This is a genomic window from Methylophaga sp. UBA3613 (assembly GCF_002375415.1).
In the GTDB taxonomy this organism is placed as follows: domain Bacteria; phylum Pseudomonadota; class Gammaproteobacteria; order Nitrosococcales; family Methylophagaceae; genus Methylophaga.
Window position 1 is genome coordinate 37,536 of record NZ_DFLS01000001.1, and the last position, 15,016, is coordinate 52,551.

Here is a 15,016-nt window from a genome sequence, read left to right on the forward strand (position 1 = left end):
GAGAGGTTTTGCAGATGAAAATTATTATTCTGGGTGCGGGACAGGTCGGCAGTTCGACGGCAGAAAGTCTGGTCAATGAAGGTAACGATGTCACGGTGATTGATCAGAATCCGGTATTGCTGGAGCGATTGCAGGAACATTTGGATATTCGCACGGTGGTGGGATATGCAGCACACCCCGGAACCTTGTTAAAAGCGGGCATCAAAGACACCGATATGCTGATCGCGGTCACCCATAATGATGAAATCAACATGATTGCCTGTCAGATTGCCAGCTCACTATTTAATACGCCCAAAAAACTGGCGCGGATACGTGCCGCAGATTATCTGGAATATCCGGCTTTATTTGCGCTGGATGCTGTGCCAATTGATGTCATTATCAGTCCTGAGCAATTAGTCACTGATTACATTACCCATCTAATTGAGCAACCTGAAGTCTTGCAGGTTCTGACCTTTTTTGAAGATCGTGCTCGACTGGTTGCCGTTAGAGTGGATGCCGGGAGTATTATGGATGGTAAAGCCATCCATGATTTGCTGGATCTGCTTCCTAAAATACAAATGCGTATCGCGGCCATTTTCCGAAATGAAAGTGCTATTTCATTGGGAGGAAAAATCACGTTACAGGCCGAGGATGAAGTGTTTTTTCTGGCCGAAAAACATCAAATCAGTGAGCTGGTAAAAGTATTCAAAAAAGATTACCAACCCTATAAACGAATATTTATTGCCGGTGGCGGACAGATTGGTAAACAACTGGCACAGCGGCTGGAAAAGTCACATAACGTTAAAATTATCGAACATAATGAAAATCGTGCACGGGTTATCGCCGAAGAACTGCATCACAGCCTGGTTTTGCATGGTGATGTGGGTGATGCCAGCCTGCTTAAAGAAGAATATATTCATAAAACGGATGTATTTTGCGCTGTGACTAACGACGACGAAGCCAATATCTTGTCTGCGATGCTGGCGAAGCGCCTGGGAGCTCGCAAAACCTTTTCCATTATCAGTAAGGCCAGCCATGTTGAACTGGTTGAAGGAACCAGTATTGATATTGCCGTATCGCCTGCACAAATCACCATTGGGACCCTATTGACCCATATTCGTCGTGGTGATGTGATTACCGTACATTCGTTAAGACAGGGTGCTGCAGAAGCCATAGAGATCGTGGCACATGGCGATAAGCAAACCTCGAAAGTAGTGGGGCGTAAACTCTCAGAACTCAAACTGCCTAAAACGGCGACCGTTGGAGCGATATTACGCAAAGAAAAGATTTTGTTTGCCGAAAAAAATGTTCAGATTGAAAGCGGCGATCATCTGGTCATCTTTTTGACCGAACAGCAGGATGTCGATGAGGTTGAAAAACTGTTTCAAGTAGGATTTGAGTTTCTGTAAATCAGTTTATTAGAGATGTAGGAGCTTCAGTTTGTATCATCCGTCTTTAATATTTACTTTTTGCCTAAAAGTTCAACTAGATAATGAAACAATGTTTGTGATTTTCTAACGCATGCCAATTGAAGTCTATGCGGTTTTTATTTTTACTTCAGCGTTGCTGGCCCTGGCTCCGGGGCCAGATAATATTTTTGTGCTTACCCAGTCAGCACTTTATGGTAAACGCAGTGGCATTCTGATTACCTTAGGTCTATGTACAGGTTTGGTTTTTCACACCTGTTTAGTGGCATTCGGTGTTGCCACTATTATGCAAACTTCTGACTGGGCGTTGAGTGCGTTGAAAATAATCGGCGCAATCTATTTGGTCTACCTGGCCTGGCAGATTCTTAACAGCCAGACACAAGAATTATCAGGTAAGGGCGTAGTATTGAGTGATGCCAACTTATATCTTCGCGGCATTGTGATGAATGTAACTAATCCCAAAGTCAGTATTTTCTTTTTGGCTTTTCTGCCACAGTTTGCCAGTTCAAACTATGGTGCGATTACGCCACAAATTATATTGCTCGGGGCTATGTTTGGTGTTGTTTCACTCTTTATCTTTAGTGGTATTTCTATATTAGCTTCAAAGCTTGGCGACTGGCTTAAAAGAAAACCCAATGCTCAGGTTTATCTCAGTCGCACGACAGCACTGATTTTTGTTGTGTTGGCGTGTAATCTTTTGATAGGGCTAACTCATTGAGTCAAAACGCTGAAAATCAGTAAATTGACTCAGTGCCTTGTTGACTTTTAACACAGGCATCAAATATTTGATCATGGATAAAATCCGCTGATTTACAGGGGGGCTGGATAAATACCTGTTTGGCAATTTGCAATAAATCATCACGGCCTTGAGAGTCTTTGTAAATCGATTTGATTTTTGTTTCAAACGTTTCCCAGTCGTCGCCTTCGGTCTGACGGATTTTCTGGATTTCATAGGCAGTACCTGCCTGATAGGCACAGCTGGTAATGGTTCCATGCTCCAGATTTTCTGCCTGGACCGAACCAACGAAAGTTAAGGCAAAAGTCATCATGACTAAGTGTTTCATCTGACATACCCCACTACTAAAACCTGCTAAATATTTTGAATCATCATGACATATTATCTGCAGAATAATACCAGTCTAATAGGAATGGCTTGTATGACAGGGCATTGCTATGCTAACAAGGGTGCAGGAAGTCCAAAGGAGCTGAAGTCTATGAGCAAAGAAATAGAACAAAGCATGATAGTGCTGGCCCGTCATCGTTTGAAATGGTTGAGGGTTGCCCTGGCTGGGCGAAATGCCGATCTGAATCTGGTGCAGAACACCTTTCATCAGCTGACAGGGCTGACCAGTTTAAGGTTTGTTCAGGATAATGGTCTGAGTCTGCCAACAGCGAAAGAACTGGCTATTATTGATAATCTGGCGATATTAAATGTTCAGCAACAACACCCGGAAGTATTGGAAAAATTTTCCAATGAATCACAGGAGTTATCGAAATATCTGGATATGCCTGCCCGGGATTTGCTTGATTTGCTGTTTAAGGAAGGAGGCCGGTTTCAGAATCAGGAAGCTATTTCAGTGGCTATGCACCGGGGCTTAATCAGTGATATTCATCATGAGAAAGAAGCCTACGACAGATTGAATGCACGTGAACGGAAACAGGATATGTAAAAAACCTGTTTACCAGTCTATGTTTTTTCCTTGCCAATCCAGAAATGACAATTCACCGTCGGCTGGCAAACCCTTTAGAATTTCAAACAATCTATCGGCAACAAAATCCGGGGTGAATAATTTATCGTCAGGCACGTTTGTATTATACGGACGAGATAGTGGAGAGTCAGTGGTACCGGGATGAAATGCCAGTAACTTTACCATTTTGGCGCGACGGGCATATTCAATGGCGGTGGATTTTAACAGCATATTCAACGCTGCCTTGCTGGCGCGATAGCTATACCAGCCCCCCATGTGATTATCATTAATGCTGCCAACCCGTGCGCTGAAGATGGTCACCTGACAGGTTTCAGCATGTTTAAGCACTGGTAAAAGCTGTTTCAGCCAAAGCACCGGGGTAATTGTATTGATATTAAACACATGGTTGATGGAGGCTGCTGTAAGTTGTTCGAGACGTTTTTCCGGTTTTACTGATTCATCATGGAGGATGCCGTGACAGATAAAGACCTTTTCAAAGTTACGTTGCTGGTCGTAAAACTGCATCGCCAGGTTGCCCATACTTGTTTCGTCATATTCAGACTGATACCAGATGACACCAGCAAACTTATCGGGTTGTGGTCCACGACTAACCACCACAATATTTTCAGCAGTTAAGTAAGTTAATAGTTTTTCAATGATGGCCTGAGCAATCTGCCCACTGCCGCCAATAACGAGAGCATATGTTTTCATTTGTTGAGTATGCGCCTGATGATGTGAATTTTGTGTGTTAAAAATTTTTTACTTGTGTTCCCACGGCTCCTGCGTGGGAACACAAGTAACGACCTTTTAACTGAGAGCCATTCCTGATATCCATTTAAATGCTTTATAAATTGCGAAACAATTAGACTATTCATTCTGCATTCATGAACAATGGTTTACTGTTTAATAATGTGCGCTATATAAAGCAGTGAAAACTTATTACTGCCTTCTACTGACAAATGCTCTATAAACTATATTGACTCAGGTTTTCTGAAAAAATTATGAATGGATTAGTGCTATTTCTATGAAAAAATTCACCATTCGTTACCAGGATTTATTGTCTTTATTCTCAATGAATAAAACCTTATCTATTATTTTCCCGATTGTTTTAACAGCAAGTTTCAACATAAATGCAGAAGAGGCCGTTGAGGCGAATGAGGACTGCGGTGAAGCGGAAATTCGTTACAGTGATAACCCGGAGCTTACTCGCGCAGAAAGAATAGCATTAATGGAAAAAGCTTTTTTTGATTCGGTTAACCGCTTTGAGTCATGCAATTTGTCTGATCCAAATAATACGTCTGCGGCTGGCAGTGATGGTGGAGATAGTGGCGAGCAAGGCGGTGGAGAAAATCAGGGTGGTAATGCTGGTAATCACTCAGTCGCCAGCCAGGAAATGCAGGGTACTGAAGCTGAGACAGAAATGGAAAGCTCGATGCCAGCTCAGGCCGGCACAGCAGATTCAGTTGAACAAACTGATAGCAATGGTGCGGCAGTGGTATCTTCGGGAGGTGCAGATAACGGTGCTATCCCGGAAGACATTCCATCCGCCAATAACGACGATGCCATTGCTGCACAAATCAGACTGGCTGCGGAAGCTGAACAAGATCCAGAGATTAAAAAGAAACTCTGGAATGAATATCGTAAATATAAGGGGATGAACATTGTTGAAGACTGAGTCATTTAGAGCCCCCTCCAGGTTTCTTATCTATCTTATTATCCTGACCCATGTACTAACGGGATGTGCAACTACGTCATCCTCAGGTAATTTAAAAACCGGTCCACAACTGGCCTCGGCCCAGGAACAAAACAAAGAAATACCCTACCAGGGCGTTAAACTTGACGTCATTATTCCGGTCTTTTCGCCAGGGCTTTCCGATTCAGCAGCTGAATATGAAGAAGAAGGTATCTGGCCTGAATTGAGACGAGCAGAAGCCAATCGATTTGCTTATAAATTAAAAACGGCTTTAGATGAAAGTGGTAAGTTTGGTGCGGTTCGGGTAGCCCCCAACAGCACTGCTTCAGGTGATTTATTTGCTGTCGGCGAGATCATTGAATCAAATGGTCAAGAGCTTGAATTTAGCCTCAATGTGGTTGATGCCAGTGGTAAGCAGTGGTTAAACGACACCATTGAATATGAGGTTGGTGAAGGTTTTTACAAAAATCCGAGAAATGACGGCAAAGACCCCTATGATCCCGCTTTTGATAAAGCGGCCCAGGCGATAATTGAAGCCCTGCTTAAACAACAGCAAAGCGAACTGGCGCAACTGCAGAATATTAACGATCTGCGTTTCGCCGCCAGTTTCAATGAACAGGCCTTTATGGAGTATCTCGATACCAGTGGTCAACAAATTAAGCTGGTCAGTATGCCGAGTGATGCTGACCCAATGTTTCAAAGAGTCAAATCGATTCAGGTTCGTGAACAGTTATTTGTAGATAATCTGCAGCAGAATTACAGTGCATTTTCCCAGCAAATGGATGACAGCTATCTGGCATGGCAGGAAGCCAGTGCCACAGAAATGCAATTACGCAAAGAAGCTAAAACCAAAAGCATCTGGAAAATGATTGGCGGGGCAGTTTTAATCGGTGCCGCCGTTGCTGCCGCTACGTCAGGCAGTTCCAACGACCCGCGTTTTGCCCGTGATCTTGCGACTGTTGCCGGTGGTGTTGGCGGTGCAGTGCTGATCAGCAGTGGCTTTAAATCTCGTGAGGAAGCCAAGTTTCATCAGGAGGCATTAAACGAGTTAGGAGAATCGGTGAACTTGGAAATGGCACCACAGGTGATGACTTATGAAGAAGAATCAGTCGAGTTAACGGGTGATATTGATGAGCAGTTCCGCCAATGGCGAGATTTTTTGAACCGGATGTATCAATTAGAAGCCACGCCTGATGTACAGCTCTAAATTTCGCTTGAGGTTCAGCCATAGATCATGATCCATCAGAAAATCGCTGAGGCTAAACTCGCTAAACGAAAATTATTCTTCAAAACACTGCTTATTATCATTTTGCTGAGCGTGTTTTGCGTGGCGTTAATTTTGTGGGCGTCAGTCCCCAAAACCCGTTCCACTAGCGTCGAAACTGAGCAGCCACTGGATATTGTTGAAAGCTCACCTCAGGAAAATGGCAACCAGGACAGTGAAACCTTGCGTCAGCAATATCTCGAAGCCTATGCCCATTTTGAAAATACAATTAAACCCGAGTTAAACAAGATCGATCTGCCAAAGTGGAATGAACCGCTGGCTGATCGTTTAAATGCAAATGAAAGTGCTGCAATAGAACAGTTTGGTGAAGCGAAATATGCTCAGGCTAATGCGACATTAGATGCTTTGATTAAACTGGCTGAAACTGCTATTTCAGACAGCCAGAATCAATTTGAATCGGCCATGCAAAACGCTCAACAGGCTTTTGATGACAATCAGTATGAACAAGCTAAAACAGCAATTTCAAAAGCATTGATGTTGGATAGTAGTTCTAATCAGGCTTCGGCGTTAGCAGAAAGAATTGAGCAATTACCGGAGATTGCATCTTTAGTTGAGCAAATTGAAGTCGCTAATGTCGAAAATAATCCCCAGACCGAGCTGAGATTAATCAACCAGTTATTAACGCTGACGCCAGAAAGAGAAGCGTTGAAGCAACGTGCTCAGGCGTTACAAACCACACTTAATAATCAAAAATTTCAATCGCTTATCTCCCAATCCTATGCTGCGATTGATGATGGTCGCATTGAAGCGGCCAAATCAGCATTGAGTCAGGCGCGAAATATCTACTCCAATCGAGTCGAACTGAGTGATGTAAATACTGCGATACAACAATATGAAAAAAACCAGCGGATTCAGTCGGGTCTGACCAACGCGGCAAAGGCAGAGTCTAATGATAACTGGCAAGCTGTAAAAACCAATCTTGAGCAGGTGGTTAAGGAAAACCCCAATAACCAATCGGCCACAGAAAAACTGACCATGGCCAATAACATATTGTCATTGGATAAACAGATCGATGACTACCTGAAATCGCCTTATCGACTGTCAAACAGCCAACTGGCAGAGCAGGCACGTGCTGCCATTAATGCTGCCGCAGCATATCGTAATCAAAGCCTCTCGCTGACCCGTAAAAGTCGTGAACTGGAAACGGTATTAACCGCAGTGAACCAGACTGTTCCTGTTGAAGTCCGCTCCGATAATCAAACACATATTCTGGTGCGGGGTGTTGGCAATGTGGGTGTGGTTGATTCAAAAGTGATTCAGCTTAAACCCGGCCAATATACTTTTGAAGGTAAACGCCAGGGTTACAAGTCAAAGTTAGTTGAAGTTACTATTCCCTACGACGTAAACCGTTTTAGTCTGACACTGGTATGTGATGAGCCAATTTAATCAGCAGCTGGAACTTGCCCGTAAACGTCAGCACAGAATGTATCTGTGGTTATTGACGATATTTGTGCTGGTTTTCCTGATTATAGTGACAGTAATCTTTGCATCAAGGGGGACCCGTGTTGAGGTTCAGCCGGATGATGCTTCTGATGTATCAATTAACGCCGATTCCTGGCTGGCAATGGTTATTTTGGATTCAGTATATTCGCTTGCTGAATCCACCCAAATTCAAGTAACGGCGAAAGGCTTTTACCCTCTCAGAAAAACCATTGAACGAGCTGATACTGGCAAAGTCATTACGGTTACATTAACCCCGTTGCCAGCTAAGATTATATTGTCCACATCGCTTGACGATAATCTCACGCAATGGCTGATAGACGATGAAATCATTGCAGTAGCAAATCATCTTGAGTACGAACTCCCTGCGGGCGACCATCAGCTCATTGCAAAGCATCCACATTATCAAATGACGACGCTCGATCTGACACTCAGCCGTGGTGAAACAGAAACCCGGGATGTTGAACTGCAACCGCTGCAGGGAGAGTTTGTTGTAAATTCGGTGCCAATTGGCGCAATGGTAAAGGTAGATGCTGTTGAAGTTGGCAAAACACCGCTCACCGTACCACTGCAAGGCGGTTTTCATGATGTGCAGTTAACACTGCAAAAATATGAAACCACCGAAGAAACCATTGAGATAAAAAATCCCAGCCCGACGATAGAAAGAAACTATCGTTTATCTGCAGAAACGGCGGGTGTACGGTTAAATCTTCAACCCTCAGGTGGTCAACTGACATTGAATGGGCTGCGAATCGATAATCAGGATCGCCTTTCGGTTGAAGCGGGTAAACAGCACCGGTTGCACTATTCAAAGCCGGGATTTTTCTCCAAAACTGAAACGTTCACTTTGGACACCAATGAAAAAAGAACCCTTGATCTCACTCTGCAAAAAGAAATGGGTAAGGTGGAAATTTTATCCACGCCAACTGCTGAAGTGAAAATTGATGGAAAAGCGGTAGGAAATACGCCAATCGAGTTGGAATTAAATGCCGTTCCTCATGATGTACAGTTCAGCCTGCAGGAATATCGAACGATCTCGAAAAGCATTACTCCAACGGCGAGTGAACCACAAAGAATATCCGTTACTTTACTCCCCGAGGCACAAGCCAGAAAAGCTGAAGCTCCGAGAGTGTATAAAACCAAAGCCGGTGGTGAAATGGCACTGTTTTTCCCCAACGACATTATTAAAATGGGGGCAGGAAGAGATGAGCCGGGGCAACGTGCCAACGAGTTTTTAAAACAGGTCCGACTCAACCGACCTTTTTATGCCGGCACACATGAAGTGACTAACGCTGAGTTCCAGCAATTTGATAGCAGTAAATCTGGCGATGGCAAATTACCGATCACTAATTTGAGCTGGCTGGAAGCGGTCAAATTCTGCAACTGGTTAAGCCAGCAGGAAGGTTTAACCCCCGTTTACCAGCTGCAAGGCAATCAGCTGAATCAAATTAATAGCAATGCTGATGGCTATCGATTATTAATGGAAGCGGAGTGGGAATGGCTGGCTCGAAAAGCTGGTAAACCCGAACAAACTTTGTTCGTCTGGGGCAACGATAAAACCATCCCAACCAAAGCCGTGAATATTGCCGATGAATCTGCCAAAGGCAGTGTGAAGCTATATGTGCCAAGATTTTATGATGGTTATACCGGTATTGCTCCAGTGAAGAGCTTTGACCGAGAAAAGTCTGGGCTTTACGATTTGGGAGGCAATGTCAGCGAATGGACTCACGACAGTTACTCACTAACGGTGCCGAAACTGGATACCGTTTATCCACAGGTTCTTGATACTTCAACCATAGCAATGCGTGTGATAAAAGGCGCAAACTGGCGTTCTGGATCACTCAGTGAATTAAGAGCGTCCTACCGCGATGGTGCAGAGCTGGGTCGCGATATTCTGGGCTTTAGAATCGGCCGATTTTTATCTGGAGGGAATGAATGATGCTATTCAAAAGAATTTTACTGATTGGGGCTTCAATCATGTTGTTAGTGGTCTTATCGTTGATGATTCACAATGCCTGGGCAGGTAAATCGGTTATCAGTCTGAACTCCCCCGTTTCGTTCCCAGTGGATATCTGAAGATGAATGATCTGATGAAAAGCTTTGCCGCCTTGATCGTATCGATCATTGTGGTGCACATGATTTATATCGGCTTTATCCGGCCAGAGGCTGCACAACTGGTTGAACTTGCCTTACAACAGCAGCAATCATCACCACGTAATATTGTGGTTATCATCAAAGACTACGAACAGGAAATCTGTTTTATTCTGATGTTTTGGGGCTGTTTTTTAATTGCCAGTTCATACCGTGAGATTCTCAAAACAAAATACCTGTATAGCGTTGATTTAATTGAGGATCCAACCAACAATAATGAGCAACTAATTGATAAATCCGAGCATAAAGAACTGGATGTAAACCGTATTATTCATCGGTTGGATAGTGAGATTCCCCAGGATTTAATCTCCTCGCCACTGGTTCAGACTTTACGCGCCTCATTATGGCGTTACAGCTCGACCAACAATGTGCAAAACCTGTCAGATGCCATTGAAAGTAATCTTGAAGCATTGGCTGTAAAACAAGACTCTGAAAACTCCATGATCCGCTATCTGATCTGGGCCATTCCCTCTATCGGCTTTATTGGCACAGTGCGTGGTATCGGTCAGGCGCTTTCACAAGCTGATCAAGCACTTGCTGGCGATATTTCCGGCATGACTGATAGTCTTGGTCTGGCATTTAATTCGACGTTGGTCGCCTTGTTGATCAGTATCTTTCTGATGTTTTTGTTCCATCAACTACAACGCATGCAGGACAGCCAGATTGTCGATACCCAAAGCTATTGCGACAAATACCTGTTGAGACGCATTCGCTAACAGCAAATGGCCTACCGACGAAAAAAAACCGAAGGTTCCAGTCTGGCATTTCTGGATATCATGTCCTGTGGCCTCGGCGCGGTTATCCTTGTGTTTATGCTGGTCAAACAGAAAATTGATGAAACCCCGGTTGAAATCGATAATCTTAAACAGGATATCAGTCAGCTTGAACAGGTGAGGGATGATGCTGAGACCACATTGGATCAAATAAGAGAACAGTTAAGCAGTGAAAATGCCCGTTATCAGGCGTTAAAAAAACAACTGGATGAAAAGCAGTCGACACTGGCGAGTCAGAGTCAGCAAGTCCAACGATCTGAAAGTGAACTGGATGAACTTAAATCCAGTATTACCTCCATTAAAGTGCCACAAAAACAACAGGATTTGGTTGAAGCTCCTCGTATCAATGAAGAAAACTATCTGTTAGGACTGAAAGTTGAAGGCCCCAAAATAGCGATTCTGGTTGATACCAGCGCTTCAATGACCAATGAAAAACTGATTGATATTATTCGCACCAAAAGCAGTTCCCAGCAAAACAAAAAGAATGCCGCCAAATGGCAACGCACTAAAAAGGTTGTTGAATGGTTGCTGGCACGAACACCGGAGAACAGTGACGTAGTGGTAGTGGCTTTTAGTGAAGATGCCAAGGTATTAGGTGATAAAAAAGGTTGGCAAAAAGCCAGTGCATCACAAACGACTGCATCAATCATCAGTGAGTTAAATACCATTGTCCCCGAAGGCGCAACGAACCTGCAAAAAGGTTTGAATACCGTAAATCAGTTTTCACCAACCAACCTCTACGTGATTACTGACGGTTTACCGACCAAAGGTGAATCGCAATATCGTAGTCTGAATCCTTTCTCCAGTTGTAGTTCGCTTACCGGTAATGCGCAGACGATTTCGGGTGAATGCCGAGTGAAATTGTTTCAGCAAACCATCAACGAAAGCGGGAAGCGGGGCGTACAGGTCGATGTTATTATGCTGCCGCTAGAAGGTGATCCCGATGCCGTGAATCAATATTGGATTTGGGCTGCCACCACCGGCGGATTACTGATCAGTCCGGCGAGTAACTGGCCATGAAACATCGTAGAAAAGGCATCGATATATTCAGTCTGTCTTTTCTGGACGTGATTTCCTGTGGGTTTGGGGCCGTCGTCATGTTGATATTGATCTCTAAAACCGATGTCGATGTTTCCACTGCTGGTGCCGATGATATCAGCAGTTTACTGGCCTCGTTGATTGGTCTGGAAAACTCGGTGGCTGAAGTAAGTCAGCAAATTGAACAGGAGCTTTCGACGTTAGAAGCCTTATCGGGTGAAAAACAGGCTATTGCTCAGGCCGAATCTTCTTTGGAAAATCAGCTCAAAGCACTGCAACAAAAAAATGCCGCACTGGAAGAAAGTATTTCGGGACTGAGTCTGGTGGAATCACGCCTAAGGCAGGCGGCTTTGCCAACGCCAAGGAAATCTGCTGATAAGCGTTCCGCAGAAGTAGGCGGTATTCCGGTTGACAGCGATTATGTGGTGTTCATTATCGACACGTCTGGCAGTATGAAACAGATCTGGTCACGGGTATCCAGAGAAGTGGTGAATGTGTTGAATATTCACCCTGAAGTGAAAGGCTTCCAGATATTAAATGATATGGGCACATCGATGATCTCCGGCTACGATGGTCGCTGGATGCCTGATACGCCCTCTACACGAAACAGTGCCATCAAAATGTTTGAGAATTGGTCAGTGGTATCCAACAGTAGTCCAGTGGAAGGCATAGAAATGGCGTTGAGAAAATATGCCAAACCCAATATCACTACTTCAATCTATGTATTTGGCGATGATTACACCGGCTCATCGTATGATCCGGTTATTGATCGGTTAACCAAACAGAACAAGCAACTCAGCGATGGGCGACGACTAGCCAAAATTCACGGTGTAGGCTTTTTATCCGTTAACAGTACTGACAGATTCAGCATATTGATGCGAGAGTTGACCAAACGTAATGACGGTACTTATATTGCATTACCGCCCTAGAGGATAGGGCTTACCACGGGTAACCATGGGAGCCAGAAACGGTAAGATCTCGTTCACACACACCTGCGTGGTAACGCAAATGGTCTAATCAATAAACTCGTACTTCCAGCGAATTTCATCCGGCTTCATCATCTGCCCGACACTAAAACGAATCATACCGGTGGGATCGGAAGCTTTGCCAATCAATACATAACGACTGCCATCACTATCAAATCCGACGCCGGTTTTATCGTTGAATTCTGATATGGCACTACTGTTTTGCAGGATAAAAGGCAATAAATCATCTGCTGCATCGGGTGGCGCAAAGGGTGGAACCGTTTCAGGTCGATTGCACAAACCAACAAATATTTCCTCATCGGTCGGCAGGATCAGAATATTCCAATTGAACAGGGTATAGACCGATTTAGCTGTGTTATTCATTCGATGGACAGCTCAGTTAAGTGATATCTTCGGAGACTCAGATTCAAATAGGCTCCCACGCTGAGCATGGGAGCCATATTTAGCCGTTGAATCTCGATCCCATGCTTCTGCGTGGGAACGAAACAGTTTAATTAACGCAACGTTCTGCTAAACAGATTCAACGCCAGTTGATAACCAATCTGTGCTGTTTGGGCATCATAACGGCCACCATCACCCTCATCACGCATAAACGCATGTTCGGCATTGAATTCATGCCAGGTAAACGGAATGTCTGTTTCGTTGAGTTTGCTGTAGATCAGTGTGCGGCCTTCTGAGGGAACATGGTTATCCTGTTTGCCCCAGATCATCAGCAATTCGCCTTTGATATCTGCCAGACGTTCCATACTGTGTTGACCCGGTTTATTCGGGATCTTCTGAATATGTAAATCGGTAGCATAAAAACAAGCAGTGCCTTTCACTTCAGGTTGCAGTGCTGCACGAAAAGCCAGATGACCGCCAATGCAATAACCCATCGCTCCAAATTGACCATTGCACCAGGATTGTTGCTTGGCAAATTTGATTAACGCTTCGTTATCGGTGTCATAGCCCTGCACATCTTTGTTTTCTTTATCGGCATTGCCTTTATCGCGACCGGCATCGTCATAACCCAGCACCGTACCAATCGGATTTAGCTCATGGAATACTTCGGGGACTAATACGGCATAACCATGACTGGCCATTAATCTGGCCGCACGCTCAATCGGGCCGGTTTGCTGAAAAATTTCGGAATAAAAAAAAATTACAGGGTAGCTGCCTTCACCAACAGGACGATGAATATAGGTACGCATCACACCAGTAGGTGTATCAAGATCGGCAAAATGGCTTTGAATCTTCATGAAAGCTCCCTTGAAGTTGGATAGAAAAATAATGGACTATTGTACAACGACTAATCATTTTCAGCGGCCTGATTAATCTAATCTTACGCTCAATAATATTGCCAAATACTGATGCTCAGCGACTTTAAAGTAGATTAATATTCGTCTGTGTTTGATTGAATGACGTCAAGCAATTGAAATAGAGATTAAAAAAAGTGGTCAGCATCGTAAAACCTTAATAATTAACTGTTGGAATATCGCCGTACCACACGTCATAAAAGTTGTTGCTTAATTTATCTACAAGGAAAGTCATATGAAAAAAATAATTCTTAATATCGGTTTGCTACTGTGCATTATGTCGTCTTATACGCTGAGTGCCGATGAACTGCCAGTCACCGAAAGACTGGTTGATACACTCTCGGAGCTTGCCGGTGGCCCTCATCCAGGAATACGTACTAATCATGCGAAAGGGATCATGGCTTCTGGTTATTTTGAAGCATCGAAAGAAGCCTCTGATATCACCTATGCACCTCACTTTAATACCCCTAAAACAGATGTGGTGGTTCGGTTTTCAAACGCCAGCGGTGTGCCCGATATCGCGGATTCAAGCCCGGATGGTTTTCCTAAAGGCATGGCGATAAGGTTTATGTTACCGGAAGAGGAATATACCGATATGGTGGTGATTTCGGTAGAACGATTCCCAGTCAAGACACCTGAAGATTTTCTTGGATTATTAACAGCCATCAAAGATTCGGCAAACTCACAAGCTAAACCGACACCAATAGAAGCTTTTCTGGAACAACATCCCGAAACGCTAACCTTTGTGCAATTACCTAAGCCCGCTCCAGTGAGTTATGCCACTGAAAAATTCCATGGCATTAATGCATTTGAATTTGAAAATGAACAAGGTAAAACCGTTTATGGCCGTTACCTCATTACTCCGGTGAATGGCACAGAGTACCTTTCAGATGAAGAACGAAAAAACGCTGCTAACAATTATCTACAGGATGAATTGCCAGAGAGATTAAATGATACTGGCGCGGCTAAGTTTACAATTGCCCTGCAAATAGCTGAAGAGGGAGATGTAATCACTGATCCTACAGTTGTGTGGCCAACAGAGAGAAAAATAGTGAAGCTCGGAACATTGACGCTTACTGAAATCATGACGGACGGTGAAAGTTATGCAAAAGCTAATATGTTTAACCCGTTGGCTATCCCGGAAGGCATAAGCCCAACAGACGATCCTATTCTTTTAGCTCGCCCTGTGAGTTATGCAATTAGTTTTGGTAGAAGACTAAATCCATAATTAGTTGGTATAAATAAGGCTTGAGTAAGGGGT

At 43.9% G+C, this 15,016-nt stretch carries 16 protein-coding genes; 12 read left to right on the forward strand and 4 right to left on the reverse strand.

All coding sequences use genetic code 11. The annotated features are described in order from the left end of the window. Positions 1-14: 14 nt before the first annotated feature. Both trkA and B3S93_RS00175 read left to right on the forward strand, forming a co-directional pair. On the forward strand, positions 15-1,388 hold the full coding sequence (trkA, locus tag B3S93_RS00170) for a Trk system potassium transporter TrkA (RefSeq protein ID WP_292357002.1): 1,374 nt from the start codon (positions 15-17) through the stop codon (positions 1,386-1,388). 112 nt (positions 1,389-1,500) lie between these two features. Next, a complete protein-coding gene (locus B3S93_RS00175) occupies positions 1,501-2,124 on the forward strand; it encodes a LysE family translocator (protein WP_292401499.1) in 624 nt (207 codons plus the stop codon). 16 nt (positions 2,125-2,140) lie between these two features. Here B3S93_RS00175 and B3S93_RS00180 read toward each other — a convergent pair whose 3' ends face one another. Continuing rightward, positions 2,141-2,470: a hypothetical protein gene (locus B3S93_RS00180; RefSeq protein WP_292401502.1), complete on the reverse strand. Its 330-nt coding sequence runs from the start codon at positions 2,468-2,470 to the stop codon at positions 2,141-2,143. Positions 2,471-2,620: 150 nt separating this feature from the next. Here B3S93_RS00180 and B3S93_RS00185 point away from each other — a divergent pair, with 150 nt between their 5' ends. Then, positions 2,621-3,076 carry a hypothetical protein gene (locus tag B3S93_RS00185; protein ID WP_292356996.1) on the forward strand — a complete coding sequence of 152 codons (456 nt, stop codon included), beginning with the start codon at positions 2,621-2,623 and terminating at the stop codon, positions 3,074-3,076. A gap of 9 nt (positions 3,077-3,085) precedes the next feature. Here B3S93_RS00185 and B3S93_RS00190 read toward each other — a convergent pair whose 3' ends face one another. Then, positions 3,086-3,805 carry an SDR family NAD(P)-dependent oxidoreductase gene (locus B3S93_RS00190; protein WP_292401505.1) on the reverse strand — a complete coding sequence of 240 codons (720 nt, stop codon included), beginning with the start codon at positions 3,803-3,805 and terminating at the stop codon, positions 3,086-3,088. A gap of 313 nt (positions 3,806-4,118) precedes the next feature. Between B3S93_RS00190 and B3S93_RS00195 the strand changes: the two genes are divergently transcribed. The 8 genes from B3S93_RS00195 (at position 4,119) to B3S93_RS00230 (ending at position 12,403) form a co-directional block, all read left to right on the forward strand. Then, a complete protein-coding gene (locus tag B3S93_RS00195; RefSeq protein WP_292356992.1) occupies positions 4,119-4,769 on the forward strand; it encodes a hypothetical protein in 651 nt (216 codons plus the stop codon). Then, a complete protein-coding gene (locus tag B3S93_RS00200) occupies positions 4,756-5,994 on the forward strand; it encodes a hypothetical protein (protein WP_292356990.1) in 1,239 nt (412 codons plus the stop codon). Before B3S93_RS00195 ends, B3S93_RS00200 begins: the two co-directional genes overlap by 14 nt. A gap of 120 nt (positions 5,995-6,114) precedes the next feature. Then, entirely contained in the window at positions 6,115-7,458 is a 1,344-nt protein-coding gene (locus tag B3S93_RS00205) for a hypothetical protein (RefSeq protein WP_292748297.1), read from the forward strand. Continuing rightward, positions 7,445-9,451 carry a PEGA domain-containing protein gene (locus B3S93_RS00210; protein WP_292401511.1) on the forward strand — a complete coding sequence of 669 codons (2,007 nt, stop codon included), beginning with the start codon at positions 7,445-7,447 and terminating at the stop codon, positions 9,449-9,451. Before B3S93_RS00205 ends, B3S93_RS00210 begins: the two co-directional genes overlap by 14 nt. After that, entirely contained in the window at positions 9,448-9,588 is a 141-nt protein-coding gene (locus B3S93_RS00215; protein ID WP_292401514.1) for a hypothetical protein, read from the forward strand. Before B3S93_RS00210 ends, B3S93_RS00215 begins: the two co-directional genes overlap by 4 nt. A 2-nt stretch (positions 9,589-9,590) precedes the next feature. Beyond that, positions 9,591-10,379, forward strand: a complete 789-nt coding sequence (locus B3S93_RS00220) for a MotA/TolQ/ExbB proton channel family protein (protein ID WP_292401518.1) — start codon at positions 9,591-9,593, stop codon at positions 10,377-10,379. Positions 10,380-10,385: 6 nt separating this feature from the next. Further along, on the forward strand, positions 10,386-11,456 hold the full coding sequence (locus B3S93_RS00225; protein WP_292401521.1) for a VWA domain-containing protein: 1,071 nt from the start codon (positions 10,386-10,388) through the stop codon (positions 11,454-11,456). Then, on the forward strand, positions 11,453-12,403 hold the full coding sequence (locus B3S93_RS00230; protein WP_292401523.1) for a hypothetical protein: 951 nt from the start codon (positions 11,453-11,455) through the stop codon (positions 12,401-12,403). The genes B3S93_RS00225 and B3S93_RS00230 overlap by 4 nt, the downstream gene beginning before the upstream one ends. Before the next feature lie 84 nt (positions 12,404-12,487). On the opposite strand, the gene B3S93_RS00235 is transcribed toward B3S93_RS00230, so the two are convergent. Then, positions 12,488-12,823, reverse strand: coding sequence for a hypothetical protein (locus B3S93_RS00235; protein WP_292401525.1), 336 nt, complete (start codon positions 12,821-12,823; stop codon positions 12,488-12,490). Positions 12,824-12,954: 131 nt separating this feature from the next. Next, positions 12,955-13,698 carry a dienelactone hydrolase family protein gene (locus B3S93_RS00240; RefSeq protein WP_292401527.1) on the reverse strand — a complete coding sequence of 248 codons (744 nt, stop codon included), beginning with the start codon at positions 13,696-13,698 and terminating at the stop codon, positions 12,955-12,957. A gap of 292 nt (positions 13,699-13,990) precedes the next feature. Between B3S93_RS00240 and B3S93_RS00245 the strand changes: the two genes are divergently transcribed. After that, entirely contained in the window at positions 13,991-14,983 is a 993-nt protein-coding gene (locus tag B3S93_RS00245) for a catalase family peroxidase (protein ID WP_292401529.1), read from the forward strand. Positions 14,984-15,016 lie beyond the last annotated feature (33 nt).